This window comes from Falsiroseomonas selenitidurans (assembly GCF_012103215.1).
Classification (GTDB): domain Bacteria; phylum Pseudomonadota; class Alphaproteobacteria; order Acetobacterales; family Acetobacteraceae; genus Falsiroseomonas; species Falsiroseomonas selenitidurans.
In genome coordinates this window covers 29,453-48,437 of the sequence record NZ_JAAVNE010000011.1, presented here as the reverse complement: position 1 = coordinate 48,437, position 18,985 = coordinate 29,453, and the positions used below count along the sequence as shown (strand labels likewise).

Annotated in this window: 16 protein-coding genes; 6 read left to right on the top strand and 10 right to left on the bottom strand. The window is 71.2% G+C overall.

Annotation, left to right across the window (positions count from 1 at the left end; genetic code table 11):
• Positions 1-105: 105 nt before the first annotated feature.
• The 4 genes from HEQ75_RS08970 to leuC form a co-directional block, all read right to left on the bottom strand.
• Positions 106-3,273, bottom strand: a complete 3,168-nt coding sequence (locus tag HEQ75_RS08970; RefSeq protein ID WP_168029448.1) for an efflux RND transporter permease subunit — start codon at positions 3,271-3,273, stop codon at positions 106-108.
• A 6-nt stretch (positions 3,274-3,279) separates the two neighbouring features.
• Positions 3,280-4,473, bottom strand: a complete 1,194-nt coding sequence (locus tag HEQ75_RS08965; protein WP_235961419.1) for an efflux RND transporter periplasmic adaptor subunit — start codon at positions 4,471-4,473, stop codon at positions 3,280-3,282.
• A gap of 103 nt (positions 4,474-4,576) precedes the next feature.
• Complete coding sequence (gene leuD, locus HEQ75_RS08960; protein ID WP_168029444.1) at positions 4,577-5,173, bottom strand: 3-isopropylmalate dehydratase small subunit; 597 nt, start codon at positions 5,171-5,173, stop codon at positions 4,577-4,579.
• A complete protein-coding gene (gene leuC / locus HEQ75_RS08955; RefSeq protein WP_168029442.1) occupies positions 5,173-6,543 on the bottom strand; it encodes a 3-isopropylmalate dehydratase large subunit in 1,371 nt (456 codons plus the stop codon). The genes leuD and leuC overlap by 1 nt, the downstream gene beginning before the upstream one ends.
• Before the next feature lie 56 nt (positions 6,544-6,599).
• Here leuC and HEQ75_RS08950 point away from each other — a divergent pair, with 56 nt between their 5' ends.
• The 5 genes from HEQ75_RS08950 to HEQ75_RS08930 all read left to right on the top strand — a co-directional run bounded on the left by HEQ75_RS08950 (position 6,600) and on the right by HEQ75_RS08930 (position 10,942).
• Positions 6,600-7,487 (top strand): SMP-30/gluconolactonase/LRE family protein, encoded by an 888-nt coding sequence (locus HEQ75_RS08950; RefSeq protein WP_168029440.1) that lies wholly within the window; start codon positions 6,600-6,602, stop codon positions 7,485-7,487.
• A gap of 101 nt (positions 7,488-7,588) precedes the next feature.
• Complete coding sequence (locus HEQ75_RS08945; protein ID WP_168029438.1) at positions 7,589-8,563, top strand: Bug family tripartite tricarboxylate transporter substrate binding protein; 975 nt, start codon at positions 7,589-7,591, stop codon at positions 8,561-8,563.
• Positions 8,563-9,297, top strand: coding sequence for an IclR family transcriptional regulator (locus HEQ75_RS08940; RefSeq protein WP_168029436.1), 735 nt, complete (start codon positions 8,563-8,565; stop codon positions 9,295-9,297). Before HEQ75_RS08945 ends, HEQ75_RS08940 begins: the two co-directional genes overlap by 1 nt.
• Positions 9,294-10,478, top strand: coding sequence for a CaiB/BaiF CoA transferase family protein (locus tag HEQ75_RS08935; RefSeq protein WP_168029434.1), 1,185 nt, complete (start codon positions 9,294-9,296; stop codon positions 10,476-10,478). Before HEQ75_RS08940 ends, HEQ75_RS08935 begins: the two co-directional genes overlap by 4 nt.
• On the top strand, positions 10,478-10,942 hold the full coding sequence (locus HEQ75_RS08930) for a hypothetical protein (RefSeq protein ID WP_168029432.1): 465 nt from the start codon (positions 10,478-10,480) through the stop codon (positions 10,940-10,942). The genes HEQ75_RS08935 and HEQ75_RS08930 overlap by 1 nt, the downstream gene beginning before the upstream one ends.
• Here the strand turns inward: HEQ75_RS08930 and HEQ75_RS08925 are convergent.
• Complete coding sequence (locus tag HEQ75_RS08925; protein WP_168029430.1) at positions 10,929-11,915, bottom strand: Bug family tripartite tricarboxylate transporter substrate binding protein; 987 nt, start codon at positions 11,913-11,915, stop codon at positions 10,929-10,931. The two genes, HEQ75_RS08930 and HEQ75_RS08925, sit on opposite strands and share 14 nt — an antisense overlap.
• A gap of 113 nt (positions 11,916-12,028) precedes the next feature.
• Here HEQ75_RS08925 and HEQ75_RS08920 point away from each other — a divergent pair, with 113 nt between their 5' ends.
• Positions 12,029-13,273 (top strand): amidohydrolase family protein, encoded by a 1,245-nt coding sequence (locus tag HEQ75_RS08920; RefSeq protein WP_168029428.1) that lies wholly within the window; start codon positions 12,029-12,031, stop codon positions 13,271-13,273.
• A gap of 49 nt (positions 13,274-13,322) precedes the next feature.
• On the opposite strand, the gene HEQ75_RS08915 is transcribed toward HEQ75_RS08920, so the two are convergent.
• The 5 genes from HEQ75_RS08915 to HEQ75_RS08895 all read right to left on the bottom strand — a co-directional run bounded on the left by HEQ75_RS08915 (position 13,323) and on the right by HEQ75_RS08895 (position 18,841).
• A complete protein-coding gene (locus tag HEQ75_RS08915; protein WP_168029426.1) occupies positions 13,323-14,861 on the bottom strand; it encodes a calcium-binding protein in 1,539 nt (512 codons plus the stop codon).
• 109 nt (positions 14,862-14,970) lie between these two features.
• Positions 14,971-15,804, bottom strand: a complete 834-nt coding sequence (locus tag HEQ75_RS08910) for a universal stress protein (protein ID WP_168029425.1) — start codon at positions 15,802-15,804, stop codon at positions 14,971-14,973.
• A 109-nt stretch (positions 15,805-15,913) separates the two neighbouring features.
• Positions 15,914-16,066 (bottom strand): hypothetical protein, encoded by a 153-nt coding sequence (locus HEQ75_RS08905; RefSeq protein ID WP_168029423.1) that lies wholly within the window; start codon positions 16,064-16,066, stop codon positions 15,914-15,916.
• A gap of 149 nt (positions 16,067-16,215) precedes the next feature.
• Positions 16,216-17,442: an MFS transporter gene (locus tag HEQ75_RS08900; RefSeq protein WP_168029421.1), complete on the bottom strand. Its 1,227-nt coding sequence runs from the start codon at positions 17,440-17,442 to the stop codon at positions 16,216-16,218.
• A 4-nt stretch (positions 17,443-17,446) separates the two neighbouring features.
• Positions 17,447-18,841 (bottom strand): FAD-binding oxidoreductase, encoded by a 1,395-nt coding sequence (locus HEQ75_RS08895; RefSeq protein WP_168029419.1) that lies wholly within the window; start codon positions 18,839-18,841, stop codon positions 17,447-17,449.
• Positions 18,842-18,985: the final 144 nt, after the last annotated feature.

Here is an 18,985-nt window from a genome sequence, read left to right as displayed (position 1 = left end):
CGGATCGATCCTGATTCCGCATGGCCAAGGTGGCATATCCAGCCCGGCCGGCAAACCGCGGCGTCCGCCGGCAGGGCCGAATTCACCGCCGCCGCGGGCGCCGCGCTACTCCGCCGCAGCCGGCGTCGGGGCGTCGGGCCGGCGCGCCCCGCCGAAGCGCGCCCGCGTCTTCTCCCGCATCGTCTGGAACACGACATAGAGCATCGGGATGATGAAGATGCCGATCAGCGAGGCCGCCAGCATGCCGCCGAACACCGGCGTGCCCACCGCGCGGCGGGAGGCGCTGGCGGCGCCGGAGGCGATGATCAGCGGCACCAGGCCCAGGATGAAGGCGACGGAGGTCATGATGACGGCGCGGAAGCGCAGCCGCGCGCCCAGCACCGCGGCCTCCCGCACCGGCATCCCTTCCTCGCGCTTCTCCTTGGCGAATTCGACGATCAGGATGCCGTTCTTCGCCGCCAGCGCGATCAGCACCACGAGGCCGACCTGCGCATAGACGTCCAGCGACAGGCCGGCGACGGAGATCGCGGCGAAGGACCCCAGCGCGCCGACCGAGATCGACATCAGCACCGGGATCGGGATCACCCAGCTTTCGTACAGCGCCACCAGGAACAGGTAGGCGAACAGCAGGGCCAGGGCCATGATGATGCCGGTCTGCCCGCTGGCCTGCTTTTCCTGGAACGCCGTGCCGGTCCATTCATAGCCATAGCCGGCCGGCAGCGCGGTGTCCGAAAGCTGCTCCATCGCCGCCAGCGCATCGCCCGAGGAGATGCCCGGGCGCGGCGAGCCGCCGATGCGCACGGACCGGACGTTGTTGTAGCGGTTGATGGTCTGCGGTCCGAGCACGATGCGGATTTCCGCCAGGGCACGCAGCGGCACCATCTCCCCGGCGCTGTTGCGCACATGGATGCGCCACAGATCGGGGATGTCGTCGCGATCCGTCGCCTCGCCCTGGATGTTCACCTGCCAGGACCGGCCATACAGGTTGAAGTCGTTGACGTAGAAGCCGCCCAGCGTGGTCTGCAAGGCGTTGAAGATGTCGCTGATCCGCACCCCCAGCGCCTGCGCCTTGTCCCGGTCCACATCGAGGTAGAGCGAGGGCGTGTTGGCGGTGAAGGTGGAGAACACCGCCGTCAGCCGCGGATCCTGGTTGGCCGCCGCCGCCAGGCCCTGCATGGCGGCGAACATCTCCTCCGGCGGACGGCCTTCCAGGTTCTGCATCTGGTATTCGAAACCGCCACCGGTGCCGAGCCCGATGATCGGCGGGATGTTGAAGGCGAAGGTGTTGGCCGAGCGCACCTGCTGCGTCGCGCCGAACACCGTGCCGATGGCGGCGAAGACCGATTCCTGCGCCGTGGTGCGGTCCTCGAAGGGCTTCATGCGCACCACGATGAAGGCGGCGTTGGACTGCGAGCCTCCATCGATCAGGCTGAAGCCGACGATGGACAGGATGCGGTCCACGCCCGGCACCGGGCGGATGATCGCCTCCACCTGCTCCACCGCCGCGCGGGTGCGCGACAGGCTGGCACCCTGGGGCAGCTGCATCTGCACGAAGAAGGCGCCCTGGTCCTCGGCCGGCAGGAAGCCCTGCGGCGTCCGGTTGGCCATGAACAGGATGCCGCCGCCCGCCAGCGCCACCAGCACCAGCGACAGGAAGGAAAAGCGCACCAGCCGCACCACGATGTTGCCGTAGCGGTCGCGCACCCAGTCGATGCCGCGCATCACCGCGGCCAGGAAGCCCTTGCGCGGCCCATGCCCCACCGGGTGCGGCCGCAGGAACATGGCGCAGAGCGCCGGCGACAGGGTCAGCGCGTTGAAGGCCGAGATCACCATGGCGACGGAGACGGTGACCGCGAACTGGCTGAACAGCACGCCGGACAGGCCGGGGATGAAGCCCACCGGCACGAAGACCGACAGCAGCACCAGGGTGATGGCGATGATCGGGGCGGTGATTTCCCGCATCGCGCGCTTGGTGGCTTCCGCCGGCGTCAGCTCCGGGTGTTCGGACATCACCCGCTCGACATTCTCCACCACCACGATGGCGTCATCGACCACGATGCCGATCGCCAGCACCATCGCGAGGAGGGAGACGGTGTTGGCCGAGAAGCCCAGCAGCAGCAGCACGGCGAAGGTGCCGATCAGGCTGACCGGCACGGCGATGGTGGGGATGATGGTGGCGCGGAAGCTGCCGAGGAACAGCAGCACCACCAGCACCACCAGCACGAAGGCCTCCAGCAGGGTCTTGATGACTTCCTGGATCGTGTCCACGACGAAGGTGGAGGTGTCGTAGAAGACCTGGGTCTGCATCCCCTGCGGATAGCGGCGGGACATCTCCGCCAGCACGCCGGCCAGGTTCGAGGCCGCCGTCACCGCATTGGCGCCCGGCGACAGGTAGGTGGCGATGGTCACCGCCGGGCGGCCGTTCAGCCGGCTTTCCTGGTCGATGCGCGCCGCACCCAGCTCCACCCGCGCCACGTCGCGCAGCCGCAGCAGGGACCCGTTGGGGTTGGCGCGGATGACGATGGCGCCGAATTCCTCCGGCGTCGTCAGGCGGCCCTGGGTCTGCAGGTTGATCTGGTATTGCTGGTCATCCGAGATCGGCTGCGCGCCGATGCGGCCCACCGCCGCCTGCACGTTCTGCGCCTGGATGGCGGCGACCACGTCGGCCGGCGTCAGGTTCAGGCTGATCAGCCGGTCCAGCTCGAACCAGATGCGCATGGAATAGTCGCGTGCGCCGAAAATCTGCGCGGAGCCGATGCCCGGCGTGCGCGCCAGCCGGTCCAGCATGTTGATGGTGACGTAGTTGGACAGGAACAGCGCGTCATGCTCCGGATTCTCGGAGGTGACGGCGATGAACTGCAGCACGGCGGAGGATTGCTTGCGCACCGTCACGCCGGCGCGCTGCACTTCCGACGGCAATCGCGCCAGCGCCGACTGCACGCGGTTGTTCACATTGACCGTGGCGATGTCCGGGTTGGTGCCCAGGGCGAAGGAGACGGAGAGCGAATAGCTGCCGTCATTGGCGCTGTTGGAGGACATGTAGATCATCCCCTCCACGCCGTTGACCGCGCTTTCGATCACCTGCGCCACGGTTGATTCCACCACGGCGGCGGAAGCGCCCGGATAGCTGGTGGTGACGGAGACCTGCGGCGGCACGATATCCGGGAACTGCGCCACCGGGATGCGCAGCATGGCCAGCCCGCCCGCCAGGGTGAGCAGGATGGACAGCACGATCGCCAGCCGGGGGCGATCGACGAAGACGGCGGAGATCATGCGCGGTCAGCCCTGCCGGCCGGCCGGGGCAGGGGCGGCGCCGGGCGGGCGGATCGGCGCGCTGGCCGGGCCGGGCTGCACCGGCTGGCCGGGGCGCACGCGCTGCACGCCTTCCACCACCACGCGCTCCCCGGTCTCGAGCCCAGCTTCCACCACCACCTGGTCGGCGATGGATCGGCCGAGCGTCAGCGGCCGGCGCCCGGCCCTGTTCTCCGCGTCCAGCACCCAGACATAGCTGCCCTGCTGGTCCTGCAGCACGGCGCTGCGCGGGATCACCACCAGCGGCACCGGCTGCGCGCCTTCCACGAAGACATTCACGAACATGCCGTCGATCAGCGCGCGATCGACGCTGCCATCGCTGTTCGCCTGGCCGCGCGGCGGGTTCGGGATCAGGGCGCGGACCAGGATGGTATCCGTGTTGCGGTCCACCTGCGGGTCGATGAACGCGATCCGCCCGACCTCGTCATAGATCTCGCCGGTGATCAGGCGGATGCGCACCCGCGTGGCGTCCGCCCCGCCGCGGCCGGCATAGCGGTCGCGCAGCTCGGTTCCGGTGCGCAGGTTGACGGGGAAGGAGACGCGCATCGGGTCCTGGCTGACGATGGTGGCCAGCGGGTCGCTGCTCGGCCCGACCACGGCGCCGACCGAGAAGGTGGAACGCCCGATCTTGCCGGCGAAGGGGGCCTTCACCTCGGTATAGCCCTGGTTGATCTCCGCCACCCGCAGCTGCGCCTGGGCGGCCAGCAGGTTGGCCTGGGCGGTGCGCTGGGCGGCGGTTGCCTCCTCCACCCGCACCTGCGTGCCGGCGGCGCTGCGCACCAGGTCCCGCGCCCGGGCCAGGGCGCTGTTGGCGTTCTGCAATTCCGCCTGGGCGGAGGCCACCTGCGCCTGGGCGCGCGCCACCTCGGCCTCGAAGGGCGGGCGTTCAAGCCGGAACAGCACCTGCCCTTCCGTCACCTCCTGCCCTTCGCGGAAGGCACGCTCCTGCAGGAAGCCGGTGACGCGGGCGCGCAGGTCGACGCGGTTCTGCGCCTCCACCCTGCCGACGAATTCCGTGCTTTCGCGTACCGGGCGGCGTTCCACCGCCAGCACGCCGACGGCCGGCGGGCCCTGCGGCCCGAACTGGGCCAGTGCGGCGGGGGAGGACAGGGTCAGGCCGAGAAGCGCGCCAGCCAGGAGGCGCCCCAGGAAAGGAGACAAAGCCGCGCGACGCGCGGCCGGGGCAGGGAAACGCATGGGGGACATCCGATTTTCGGAAGGCACCCAAACCGATCCTGACCGCTCGCGTCAAGTTTCCTGCAGGTTACCTTGCTGCGTCACGCCGCGCCTCGAAGGCGGCGATATCGGGCGCCAGGGTCAGGGTCAGCCCGATTTCGTCCAGGCCCCGCAACAGGCATTCGCGGGCGAAGCCTGGAATGGCGAATTGATGCGCGGTGCCATCCGGCCCGGTCAATTCCTGCCGCTCAAGATCAACCGAAAGTGTGGTACCCGGGCTGGTTGCGACGGCCTGGCGCAGGGCATTCACCGTCGACTCGGGCAGGCGCACCGGCAGCAGCCCGTTCTTCAGCGCGTTGGAGAAGAAAATATCGCCGAAGCTGGGCGCCACGACGCAACGATGGCCCATGGCCAGCAGCGCATAGACCGCCGCCTCCCGCGAGGACCCCACGCCGAAATTGCGCCCGGCCACCAGGATGCCGGCGGCATCGAAGGGCGGCTGATTGAGGATGAAGTCGGGCCGCTTCGCGCCCTCCGGCGTGTAGCGCTGGTCATGGAAGCCGTAGGTCGCATAGCGTTCGTCACGCGGGCGGCGCATGAACCGCGCCGGCATGATCTGGTCGGTATCGACATTCGCCTGGTCGAAGGGCGCCGCGATGGCGGTGTAGCGGGTGAAGGGTTCCATCAGGCGGCACTCACCAGCCGGCCGGCCAGGGCGGAGGCGGCGGCCGAGGCGGGCGAGACCAGATGCGTCCGCGCCCCGCGCCCCTGGCGCCCCGCGAAGTTGCGATTGGAGGTGGAGGCGCAGCGCTCCCCCTCCCCCACCGTCTCGCCATGCATGGAGACGCAGAGCGCGCAGGCGCTTTCCTCCCACCGCGCCCCGGCCTCCCGGAACACCCGGTCCAGCCCCTCCGCCTCCGCCGCGCGCTTGACGCGGGAGGAACCGGGGGAGACCAGCATGGGCACGGCGATGCGCCGGCCGCGCAGCACGGCGGCGGCGGCGCGCAGATCCTCGATCCGCGCATTGGTGCAGGAGCCGAGGAAGACGCGGTCCAGCCGGACATCGGCCATCGCCTCGCCACCCTGCAGGCCCATGTAGTCCAGGCTGCGCGCCCAGGCCTTTTGCCTGGCTTCGTCCGGGGCTTCCTCGGCGCGCGGTATGCGACCGGACAGCGGCACGGCTTCCTCCGGGCTGGTGCCCCAGGTGGCCATGGGGCGGATCGTCGCGGCGTCCAGCGTCACCGCCGAGTCGAAGGTGGCGTCGGCATCGGTGAACAGCGCCTCCCAGGCCGGGTCGGGCTGCGCCGGGGCGTGCGGGCGGCCGGCCAGCCAGGCGGCGGTGGTGGCATCGGGCGCCACCATGCCGGTGCGCGCGCCGGCCTCGATCGCCATGTTGCACAGCGTCAGGCGGGCTTCGACCGAGAGCGCGCGCACGGCGGACCCGGCGAATTCGATGGCGCCGCCCAGGCCGCCGCCGGTGCCGATCTGCGCAATCAGCGCCAGCGCCATGTCCTTGGCGGTGCTGCCTTCCGGCAGCGTGCCCTCGAAGGCGCAGCGGATCTGCTTCGGCGGGGTCTGCCAGATGGTCTGGGTGGCCAGCACATGCGCCACCTCGCTGGCGCCGATGCCAAAGGCCAGCGCGCCCAGCGCGCCATGGGTGGAGGTGTGGCTGTCGCCGCACACCACCGTCATCCCCGGCAGGGTCAGCCCCTGTTCCGGCCCGGCGACATGGACGATGCCCTGGTCCGGGTCCGCCAGTTCGAAGGCGCGGATGCGGTGCGCCCGGGCATTGGCCTCGAAGGTCTCGATGATGCCGCGGATCTCGGGGTCCGCCACATCGGCGGTGCGGCGCGCCGTGGTGGGCGCATAGTGGTCGCCGAAGCCGAAGGTCAGGTCCGGCCGGCGCACCGGAAGGCCACGGGCCCTCAGCATGTTGAAGGCGTGGAAACTGCCCTCATGGAAATAGTGGCGGTCCACATACAGCAGCGCCAGCCCGTCATCGCGGGCCTGCACCACATGCTGGTCCCAAATCTTCTGGAAGAGCGTTCGTCCCATACGGGGGAGTCTGGCGCCGGCTTGGCGGAACGGCAAGACCCGGGCAGGCTTGGCGCATGTGGACCGCCCCCCCAGCCGTCATCGCCCCCGCCCTGCTCTCCCGCCTGCCGGAGGCGCAGCGCCGGCTGCGCCGCAGCGCCTGGGCGGACGCCAATCGCGGCGGCGCGCCGGTGGACAGCTTCCTGGAAGGCCCCTGCTTCGATGCGGCGGGCAACCTGTTCTGCACCGACATCCCGCATGGCCGCGTGTTCCGCGTCTCCGGCAGCCAGTGGGAGACGGTGGTGGAGTACGAGGGCTGGCCGAACGGCCTGGCGGCGCGGGAGGGGGAGCTGCTGGTGGCGGATTACCGCCATGGGCTGCTGACGCTCGATCCGCGTTCCGGCGCCATGGCGCCGCTGCTGGAGACGGTGCTGTCCGAGGGCTTCCGTGGGCTGAACGACCTCATCCTGCACCCGGATGGCAGCGTGATCGTCACCGACCAGGGCCAGACCGGCCTGCAGGACCCCACGGGGCGGGTGTGGCGGCTGCATGCGGATGGGCGGATGGACCGGCTGATCGGCAACGGGCCAAGCCCGAATGGCCTGGTGCTGAACCGCGCGCGCACGCATCTGCTGGTGGCCATGACCCGGTCCTGCGAGGTCTGGCGCTTCGCCCTGCGGCCGGATGCGGTGGTGGCCAAGGCCAACCTGTTCTTCCGGGTGCCGGCCGGCACCTCCGGCCCCGATGGCATGGCGGTGGATGCGGCGGACCGGCTGTTCGTCTGCAACCCGGGGCATGGGCAGGTCTGGGTGGTGGACCCGCATGGCGTGGCGACGCACCGGGTGGATTGCACCGGCTTCGGCCGGATGCCCACCAACTGCGCCTTCGCGCCCGATGGCCGGACGCTGGTGATCACCGAAAGCCAGTCCGGCAGCCTGCTGGCCGCCGAGATTCCGCCGGGCTGACACGGGGCGCTTGACGCCGGGCCGGGCGCTCCGGCAATCATATTTGGATAACAGAACGACGTTCTGACAGACAGAACGCAGAACGTCCAGGGAGAACCGTCATGACCATCGCCCGCCGCTCGCTGCTCGCCACCCCTGCCCTGCTGGCCCTGGCCCGGCCCGCCCTGGCGCAGGAGGCCTGGCCCAGCCGCCCGATCCGCATGGTGCTGCCCTATGCCGCCGGCGGCGCCACGGATGTCATCGGCCGCCTGATCGCGGACCGCCTGTCGCAGCGCCTGCCGCAGCGGGTGGTGATGGAAAACCGCACGGGCGCGGGCGGGTCCATCGGCAGCGCCTTCGTCGCCAAGGCGCCGGCGGATGGCCACACGCTGCTGTTCCACAATATCGGCCACGCCGTCATCAAGTCGCTCTACGCCACGCTGGACTACGACCCGGCGGCGGATCTGAAGGCCGCCACCATCGTCGCCGAAAGCCCGATGGTGCTGCTGGTGCCGCCGAATTCGCCGCACCGGACGCTGGCCGAGCTGGTCGCCTTCGCCCGCGCCAATCCCGAGAAGCTCAGCTATGGCAGCACCGGCGGCGGCGGGGCGCTGCAACTGGTCTCCCTGCTGTTCCTGCGCGCCGCCGGCCTGCGCATGACGGAGGTGCCCTATCGCGGCGGCGCGCCGGCGGCGCTCGACCTCGCCTCCGGCACGCTGGACATGCTGTACGATGCGGGGCTGACCGGCTTCGCCCTGGCCAAGGGAGGGCGGGCGCGGGCGCTGGCGCTGTCCGGCCCCAGCCGCAGCCCGGTGATGCCGGAGGTGCCGACCATGGCCGAGCTGGGCTTCCCCGACGCCACCTTCATGGTCTGGCAGGGCATCTTCGCCCCCGGCGGCACGCCGGACCCCCTCCTGGCCCGCCTGCAGGCGGCGGTTGCCGCCGTGCTCGCCGAACCCGCCACCAGGGCGCGCCTGATGGAACTCGGCGCCGAGCGCCTGGTGGGCAACCCGCCCGCCGAGGCGCAGGCCTTCGTCACCGCGGAGATGGCCAAATGGGCCACCATCCTGCGCGAGGCCGGGGTGCGCGCCAGCTGATGCAGCCGCAGGATGGAGGCGAGGCGGAGCGGGCGGAGGGTGTTCCGGCCGATGGCCGCGCGGAAGGTGTCGCGGCGGTGGATCGCGCGCTGTCCATCCTGGGTGCGTTCCGGGAAGGCGATGCGGCGCTGTCGCTGGCGGAACTCGCCGCCCGCACCGGCCTCTACAAATCCACCATCCTGCGGCTGCTGGCCTCGCTGGAACGCGGCCGCTGCGCCGCGCGGCTGGCGGATGGCCGCTGGGCGCTGGGGCCCATGCTGTTCCACTGGGGCGCGCTCTATGCCCGCGCCCAGCCGGTGGAACGGCATCTGCCGGCCATGCTGGCCGAACTCGCCCGGCGCAGCGGGGAGACGGCGAGTTTCTGGGTGCGCCATGCCGACCAGCGGCTGTGCCTGGCCCGGGTGCGCAGCCCGCACCGCATCCGCGACGACCTTTCGGCCGGCGACCTGATCCCGCTGCCACTCGGTGCCGCCGGGAAGGTGCTGACGGCGGCGGACCCCGCCGGGCTCGGCGTGGTCGCCACCTTCGGGGAGCGCAATCCGGAAGCCGCGGGCTGCGCCGCCGCCGTGTTCGGCCTGGGCGGCCGCCTCGCCGGGGCCATCGCGCTCTCCGGTCCGAAGGAGCGGATGCAGAGCCAGGCGCCGGCGCATCTTGCCGCCGTCGCCGAAGCGGCCTCCGATCTCACGAGACGACTCGGCGGCGATCTGACGCCGCGCAGGGAGCAGCACGCATGACCAGCCCGACCCCGCTCGCCGGGATCCGCGTCCTGGAATTCACCCATATGGTGATGGGTCCCACGGCCGGGATGACGCTGGCCGACCTCGGCGCGGAGGTCATCAAGGTGGAGCCGGCCCCGGAAGGCGACAGCACGCGCCGCCTCACCGGCTCCGGCACCGGCTTCTACGCCGCCTTCGGCCGCGGCCGCCGCAGCCTCTGCGTGGACCTGAAGCAGCCGGAGGGCCTGGCGCTGGTGCGGAAGCTGGCGGCGCGGGCGGATGTGCTGATCGAGAATTTCCGCCCCGGCGCCATGGCCAGGCTCGGCCTGGGTTTTTCCCAGTTGTCCGGCACCAATCCCGGCCTGGTCTACTGCTCCTGCAAGGGTTTTCTGCCCGGTCCCTATGAGCATCGCACGGCGCTGGACGAGGTGGTGCAGATGATGGGCGGGCTGGCCTACATGACCGGGCTGGAAGGCCGCCCGCTGCGCGCCGGTTCCTCCGTCATCGACATCATGGGCGGGTTGTCCGCCGTCATCGGCATCCTCGCCGCGCTGTCCGAGCGCCAGCGCACCGGCCTCGGCGGGGAGATCCAGGCCGGGCTGTTCGAGACGGTGGCGCTGCTGATGGCCCAGCACATGGCGCAGACGAAGATCACCGGCGAGGCGCCGCCGCCCATGTCCGTCCGCCGCCCGGCCTGGCCGGTCTACGACATCTTTGCCACCGCCGATGGCGGGCAGGTCTTCGTCGGCGTGGTGACGGATACCCAGTGGCCGGCCTTCTGCGCCGCCTTCGGGCTGGAGGACCTGGCCGCCGATGCGTCGCTGGCCACCAAGCAGCAGCGCGTGGCGGCGCGGGAGCGCACCATCCCGCGCATCGCCGCGGCGCTGGCCGCCTACACCAAGCCCGATCTGATGGCGAAGTGCGAGGCGCTGGGCCTGCCCTTCGCCCCCATCGGCAAGCCGGCGGAATTGTTCGAGGACCCGCATCTGCTGGGCTCCGGCGGGCTGGTGCCGCTGACCCTGCCGGATGGCAGCGCCATCGCCCTGCCGGCCCTGCCGATCTCGGTCGATGGCGCGCGCCCCGGCGGCACCGGCGACCTGCGCGCGCCGGGCGCCGATGGCGACAGCATCGCCGCGGAGCTGGGCTATTCCGCTGCGGAGATCGCGGCGCTGCGCGAGGCCGGCGTGCTGGCCGGCTGATGTACGTCCTGGCGCCGGGCGTGAAGCAGGACCCGGTCCGGCGCTGGGCGCTGCCGGACCGGGTCTTCTTCGCCGCCGGCGCCTGCCACATCCTTTGCTTCGCCTTCCTGCGCCGCTGGCCGCAGGCCGGCGCCGCGCCGCTCTGGTTCCGCCCGGCGCCGGGCTTCACCGGCAACCACATCGTCGCGGCGGCGCCAGGTTGGGTGTTCGACTATCACGGCTACAGCCGGCCGGCCGCGTTCCGGGCGCATATGTGGGCCAAGGCCCAACGCTGGTGGCCCGGCTGGTCGGCCGAGGAGATCGCGCTGCCACCGCAGGTGCTGGTCTCCGAGGCGGAGTCGAAGACCTATCGCGGGCTGTGGCTGCGCGAGCCGGAGCAGTTCCTGCACGATGCGCTGCCCCGGGCGGAGGCGTTCCTCGACCGCTTCCCGCCGCCGCCCTCGGCCGGGTTCAGTCCACCTTGATGTTGCCGGCGCGGATCACCTCCCGCCACTTGGCCAGCTCGGCGCGGATCATCGCCGTGTAGGCCTCCGCGCCCAGCGTGCCGGGGCGCACTCCGATGCGGCCGAACTTCTCCGCGATCTCGGGGGAAGCCATGGCCTTGCCCATCTCCTCCTCCCACCGCGCCTTCACCCCGGCCGGGATGCCGGCGGCGGCGGAGAAGCCGAACCAGTTGGTGGAGGCGACCGCCGGGAAACCGGCCTCGGCGAAGGTCGGCACGTCCGGCAGGGCCGGGGAGCGTTGCGCCTCGCTGGTCGCGATCGGCCGCAGCCGCCCGGCGCGCAGATTGGGCAGGGCGGTGGGCAGGCTTTCCATCAGCGCGGGGATCTGCCCGCCCATCACATCCGTCATCGCCGGCGCCGATCCACGATAGGGCACATGCGTAAGCTCCACCCCCGCCGCGCGGGCCAGCAACTGGCCGATCAGGTGGTTCATCGTGCCATTGCCGCCGGAGCCGTAGTTCATCTCCCCCGGCTTCGCCCGCGCCTGCGCCAGGAAGGCCGCCAGGTCCGGCGCCGTCACGCCCGGCCCCACCGCCAGCACGCTGGGGAAGGTGCCGACCAGGTGGATATGCGTGAAATCGGCCACCGGGTCGTAGGGCACATTGGCATAGAGCACAGGCCCGATGCCGTGCGAGGCGGCGTTGGAGATCATCACCAGGTGCTGGTCGCCGCGCGCCTTGGCCAGCAGGTCGCTGCCGACCATGCCGCCGGCGCCGGGCCGGTTCTCCACCACGATGGGCTGGCCGAGCTTCGTGCCGAACCATTCTGACAGGATGCGGGAGAGGATGTCCGCCGCGCCACCGGGCGGGAAGTTCACGATCCAGCGGATCGGCCGCTCCGGCCAGGCGGGCTGGGCGCGCAGGGCGGGGGCGGCCAGGCTGGCGAGGCCGCCGAGCAGCAGGGCACGGCGCTTCGGGCGGGGCAGATCGAACATCAGGACATTCTCCATTTCTCCCCGCCGGGCAAAGCAACTTCGGTGCCGTAGACGGCACCCGGCTTGCATGGTTCGGTGCAGGCCCCTGCCTCGGCCCCTTCCGGAGACATTGCATGGCGTTCGACCTCATCCTGCGCGAAGCGCGCCTGCCTCTTTCCGCCGCAACTGACCCGCTGGTGGACATCGGCGTGGCCGGCGGGCGCATCGTCGCGGTGCGGCCGGGGCTGGAGGGCGCGGCGGCGGAGGTGGTGCCGGCGCGCGGCCGGCTGGTCTGCGCCGGCTTCGTGGAAACCCACATCCACCTCGACAAATCCTGCCTGTTCAACCGCTGCGCCTGCGAGACCACGCGCTTCCCGCATCTGGCGATGGAGCGCGTTTCCGCCATCAAGCCGCAGATCACGGTGGAGGATGTGACGGCGCGGGCCGGCCGCACGCTGGAGAAATGCGTGCTGCATGGCTGCACCCGGATGCGCACGCATGTGGAGGTGGACCCGCGCATCGGACTGCGCTTCTTCGAGGGCGTGAAGGCGCTGATCGACGCCTATGCCTGGGCCATCGATGTCGAGATCTGCGTGATGCCGCAGGAGGGGCTGACCAACAATCCCGGAACGGACGAACTGATGGTGGCCGCGCTGCGCAACGGCGCGAAGGTGGTTGGCGCCGCGCCGAACTACGACAGCGACCGCGCCGCGCAGATCCGCCGGGTGTTCGAGATGGCCCGCGACTTCGACGTGGACATCGACATGCACCTGGACAGCGGCACCAGCGGCGCGGACCTCGACACGCTGCTGGTCTGCGACCTGACCGAGCAATATGGCTGGGGCGGCCGGGTTGCGATCGGCCATGTCACCAAGCTGTCCACCATGAAGCCGGCGGAGGTGGATGCGGTGGCCAGGCGCCTGGCCGATGCCGGCGTGGCGCTGACCGTGCTGCCGGCCACCGACCTCTATCTCGGCGGCCGCCACCGGGATGCCGATGTGCCGCGCAGCGTGGTGGATGCGAACCGGCTGGTGGAGGCGGGCGTGCTGTGCTCGCTTTCCTCCAACAACATCCAGAACCCCTTCACCCCGTTCGGGGATGGCCAGCTGATCCGCCAGGCCAGCCACTACGGCAACATCATCCAGCGCGGCAATGCGGCGGATGTGCAGGCCATGTGGTCGATGATCACCGACAGCTCCGCGCGGCTGCTGCGGCAGGACGATTACGGCATCCGCGAAGGCGCGCCGGCGGATCTGGTGATGGTGGATGCGACGGATGAGGTGGACGCGCTGCGCGGCATCGCGCCGGTGCTGGCCGCCTTCAAGCGCGGCCGCCGCACCGTGACGCGGGAAGCCGCGGTGCTGCACCGGCCAGGATGAGGCCGAGCCCTTGGGGGCCGGCGCCAGGCGGAGGCAGGCCCCCGCAGTGTCAGGCCAGCAGGATGAAATCCGCCGCGCTGAGCGTCCCGACCCCGGTCAGCACCGCGACCCGGCTGGCGCCGACGCCGCCCACCCCATCCGGGTCCCACAGCAGCGCCTGCTGGTTGGTCTGGTAGATGAACTGCCCGGTGCCGGCCGCCCCGGTGGCCAGCGGCGAGGCATGCGCCACGAAGCGCGCCGCCGGAAGCAAGCCCTCCGCCAGCCCGCCGCCGAAACCCGCCACGGAAATGCCGAGAAGATCCTCGCCGCGGGTGAAATCCGCGATGCGATCCGGCAGGCCGGCGCGTTCGAACAGGAAGGTGTCCTGGCCCGGACCACCGGTCAGCAGGTCGCGCCCTTCGCCGCCCACCAGCGTGTCGTTGCCGGCGAAGCCGAGCAGGTTGTCGCCGCCATCGAGCCCGCGAAGCAGATTGGCGCCGGCATTGCCCGCGATCCGGTTCACCAGCGCATTGCCGGTGCCTTCCGTATCCGCCGCGCCGTTGAAGTTCAGGCGCTCGAGCTCCGCGCCCAGGGTGTAGGAGAGGGAGGAAATCACCAGGTCCAGGCCCTGTCCGGCCAGTTCGACCACGATGTCCTCCGCATTCTCGACCACGTAGCGGTCATTGCCCAGGCCGCCGACCATGCTGTCGCGGCCAGCGCCGCCGCTTAGCACATCCAGCCCATCGCCGCCGATCAGCGTGTCGTCGCCGGCGGCACCGGCCAGCAGGTTGTTCTGCGCATTACCGGTGATCCGGTTGGCCTGGCCGTTGCCGGTGCCATTGACCGCGCCGTCCAGCAGCGTCAGCCGCTCCACATTGGCACCGAGCTGGAAGGTGACGGAGGCCCGGACCTCATCGATGCCCGCGTCGAAGGCTTCAAGGACGACGTCCAGCGGATTGTCGACCCAGTAGGTGTCGTTGCCGGCCTCGCCCAGCATGCTGTCACCGCCCGCCCCGCCGATCAGCAGGTCATTGTTGGTGCCGCCGATCAGCGTGTCGGCGCCGGCGCCGCCCGCCAGCGTGTCCGCCCCGCCCAGGCCACGCAGCCGGTCATCCGCCAGCCCACCGAACAGCGCATCCGTCGAATTGGTGCCGCTGCTGTCCAGCGCCGCCAGGCTGGTGTTGAAGACGAAGCGGTTCGCCGCCAGCGCGCCCAGCGTGGTGTCGCGCAGCGTCACCCGCTCCGTCGCGCCGGCCCACCCCGCCTCGAACACCACATCGGTACTCACCTGGGACAGGAAGGGCTGCAGCGTCGCCAGATCCGCCACGCCCAGGAAGGACAGGTCCAGCACATCGCCCGCGCCGAAATCCTGGATCGTGTCCCGGCCGAACTCCCGCACATCGATCAGGAAGCGGTCACCGCCAGCCCCGCCGATCAGCAGGTCATTGTTGGTGCCGCCGATCAGCGTGTCGGCGCCGGCGCCGCCCGCCAGCGAATCCGGACCGCCGAGGCCCCGCAGCAGGTCATCGCCTTCCAACCCGATCAGCGTATCGGCACTGTTGGTGCCAGGAAGATCGCCGCCCTCCGGCGCAGCCGTGCGTACCGCCATGAAACCCGCCCGAATCCATTTGCCGAAATGATAGGATTAAGCAACGGATTACGGAAGATCAACTCTTGTTGCGGCGACGCGGCGGCGCATGGCCCGCCGCCGAAGCTCCTCAGTGGTGGATGAAGACCGGGCAGCGCGCGCGGCGCAGCAGCTCATGCGTGGCGCTGCCGGTGAACAGCCGGCGCAGGCCGCTCTCCTCGAAGGACCCCACCACCAGCAGCCGCGCGCGCAGGCCCTCCGCCTCCGCCAGCAGCAGGTCCGCGGGGCGGTCGCCCAGCAGCGGCAGGGGCGTTGCCTCCAGCCCGTGCCGGCGCAGATAGGTGCAGCCCTCCTCCGCCATCGCCAGGGCCTCCGCCCGCGTCTCCGCCGCCGAGGCGACGCGCACCGGCGCGCCCTCCGCCATGCCGAGCAGCGCGAACAGCTGCAGCGCCGCCATGGCGGGAATGGAGGCATCGTAGCCCACCAGGATGGGGCCATCGGCCGGCGCCGCCTCCGGCGGCACCACCAGCAGCGGCCGGGCGCCTTCCATCAGCAGGCGCTCGATCACCGGCGCCACGCCATCCTCCGTCGCCTCCAGCCCCAGGGTGCTGTCGCGGCCGATCACCAGCAGGTCATGCGTCGCCCCGGCGCGCAGCAGCGCGGGTTCCGGTGCGTCCTCCAGCCGCATTTCCTCATAGGGGTGGCCGGCGGCCGCCTGGGCGCATTCGGCCAGCGCCAGCTGCGCATCCTCCTGCGCCCGCTTCACCCGCGCCGCATCGCGCCGGGCCTTGAAGGCGGCGCCACCAATCGGCACGAATTCATGCTCGCTGTCTGTATGGGGGCGGTCCAGCACCACGGCGGCGGTCAGCGCCGCGCCGCTGCGCCGGGACAGGGCGATGGCGGCGTCCCGCGCGGCCTTCGCCCCCTGGGTGTCGTCCAATGCGACCAGAATGCTGCGCAGCATGCGTGGCTCCTCCTGCCGCCGCGACTGTAGCCCAGCCGCGCCGGCGGCGGCACCCCGTGCCCGGCGCAGGAACCGCCGACCTGCGCCCCCGAGGGTCGAGCGGCCGCCTTCAGTGGCAGGCGGCGCAGGTGCCGGCGGCCAGGCGGCCGAGCTCCGTCTGGCTGGTGGCACCCTGCACCAGCAGCCAATGGCCCAGCACCGCAACCCCGAGCAGCACCACCACAAGCCCGACCAGCCGCGGCATCGCCAGCCTCCCCGCCATCAACATGCGCAGCTAGGACATTTTCAAGGTTTGCGGCTTCGCAAGGCGACTCGGAAAATGCGTCGAAACAATAAGCTGGAGCCGTTTCACCGTCTTTGCCGGCGGTGAAACGGCTCCAGCTTACCGGACCGGGCGCGCGGTAGCGGCGGCTATGGGAAGCCGGCCCGGCCGCGCGGCCGCAGCGCGAGAAAGCCCAGCGAGCACACCACCAGCCCCACGGCGAAGGTCGCCAGCGCCGCCGCCGGCCCGCCCCAGCCGGCCAGGGCCCCGGACAGGCCCTGGAACACCGCCGCGCCGAAGAAGAAGAACAGGTTGGCGGCGGAAAGCGCCCGCCCCGCCTGCTCCGCCGGCACCGCTTCCCGCACGATGGAAAAGGCCAGCACCTGGAAGGAGATGATGACCCCGAAGGCAACCAGCAGCGCCAGGTCCCAGGCCACCGGCAGCATCGCCACGCCCAGGGCACGGGACAGCATGCCGCCCGGCCCGCCGGCCACGATCAGCAGGATGAAGCCGGCGCAGAGCAGATGGCTGCCGGCCAGCAGCGCCGTGGCATGGCCGATCCGCCGCAGCACCAGCCCGGCCAGCAGCGGCCCCACCGTCAGCGCCACGGTGCAGGCCAGCAGCACATGGCCGGCGGCGATGCGGTCCAGCCCCTTCACCTCCATCAGCCAGGGTCCGCCCCACAGCCCGCGCAGCCCCAGCACCGCGGCGAAGGAGGCGAAGACGAAGACCATCACCGCCCGCACCGCCGGCAGCGTGGCCATCCGCGCCACCTCGCGCAGATCGGCCGCCAGGGTGCGGCCCGGCGCCGCCGCCGGCCGATCCGCCGGCACCAGCAGCAGCACGGCCGGCACCGCCAGCGCGGCGATGGCGGAACAGGCCCAGAAGCCGGCGCGCCAATCCACCGCCTCCACCAGCAGCGCCAGCGGGCTGGCGGACAGCAGCATGCCGGTGTTGCCCACCGCCTGGATCAGCCCGGACCACACCGCGAAGCGCCCGGTGGAAAGCCGCCGCGCGGCGAAGGTGATGGGGCACATCAGCATCCCCGAACACCCCGCCCCCAGCACCACCTGCGCGGCCAGCATGGACCACGGCCCGGTCGCCACCGCCCCCAGCACGGCACCGGAGCCCGCCACAATCAGCAGGCCGAGCGAAACCCGCTTCACCCCGAAGCGGTCCAGCGCGATGCCGACCGGGATCATCACGGCGGCGAAGGCCAGCGGGAAGGCGCCGGTGATCTGCGCCAGCGCCTCGGCGGAGATGCCGAGGTCGCGCGTCAGCACATCGACGGCAATCGCCGGGATGGTGCGCACCGCGTTGGAGAAGACATGCCCCAGGCACAGCACCAGGATGGCCAGCGGCAGGCCGGGCGGCATGCGATCAGTTCCGGAACATCTTCCCCGGGTTGAGGATGCCGCGCGGGTCCAGCGTGGTCTTCAGGCTGCGCATCACCGCCAGCGCCTCCGCCCCATGTTCCTGTTCCAGGAAGTCCCGCTTGCCCAGGCCGATGCCGTGCTCGCCGGAACAGGTGCCGCCCAGCGACAGGCCGCGCGCCACCACGCGGCGGTCCATGTCCCAGGCGCCTTCCAGCCCGTTCGGGTCCGCCGGGTTGTAGAGGATCATCTGGTGGAAATTGCCGTCGCCGACATGGCCGACGATGCAGGTGGTGTGGCCGAGTTCGCGGGCTTCCTGCTTGGCGCCCACCAGCGCTTCCGCCAGGCGGGAGATCGGCACGCAGACATCGGTCGTCAGCGCCTTGTGGCCGGGCTTCCAGGCCACCCCCGCCCAATAGCTGTCATGCCGCGCCTTCCACAGCTTCGCCCGGGCGGCCGGATCGGTTTCCCAGCGGAAGCCGGACCCGCCATGTTCGCTGGTGATCGCCTCCACCAGCCCGGCCTGTTCCGCCACGCCCGCCTCGGTGCCGTGGAATTCCAGGAACAGGGTGGGCAGGACGGAAAAGCCATCGAGCTTCGAAAAGGCGATGGAGGCCGCCATCATGTCGTCGTCCAGCAACTCGATGCGCGCCACCGGGATGCCCATCTGCATCACCTGGATGGTGCTCTCCACCGCGCCGGCCAGCGTCTCGAACTGCACCACCGCGCTGCTCATCGCCTCCGGAATGCCGTGCAGCCGCAGGCGGACCTTGGTGACGACGCCGAGCGTGCCCTCGCTGCCGATGAACAGCCGGGTGAGGTCATAGCCATTGGCGGCCTTGCGGGTGCGGCCGCCGGTCTCGATGACGCGGCCATCGGCCAGCACCACCTCCAGCCCCAGCGTGTTCTCCCGGATCGTGCCGTAGCGCACCGCGTTGGTCCCGCTTGCCCGCGTCGCCACCATGCCGCCCAGGGTGCAGTGGCTGCCGGGGTCGACCGGGAAGAACAGGCCCTTGTCTCGGAGAAACTCGTTCAACTGCTGGCGGGTGACGCCCGGCTCCAGCAGGCAGTCCATGTCCTGCTCGTTCACTTCCAGGATCGCCGTCATGCGCGACAGGTCGAGGCTGATGCCGGCGCGCACCGGGTTCACATGGCCTTCCAGGCTCGTGCCGGCGCCGAACGGCACCACCGGCACGCCATGGTGGTGGCACAGCGCCAGCAGGCGGCTCACCTCCTCCGTGGTTTCGACGAAGGCGACGGCGTCCGGCAGGGTCGGCGTGGAATTGTCCTCGCCATGGCTGTGCTGGTCCCGGATCGCGGCATTGGTCGTCATGCGCTCGCCCAGGAAGGTGCTGGCGGCGGCGATCACGGCATCCACGGGCCGGGGCGAGACGGTGTTCATCGGGTGCTCCACGCGGGTCGCGATGGGCGCCCCGTCGGCGCCACCCTGCCATGCGCATGCGGACCCCGCAAAGCCGGCCCAGCCGCGTTGACGCCCCACCGCCCCGGGCCTAGCGTCCAGTCATCATACAACCACCCGCTGGGG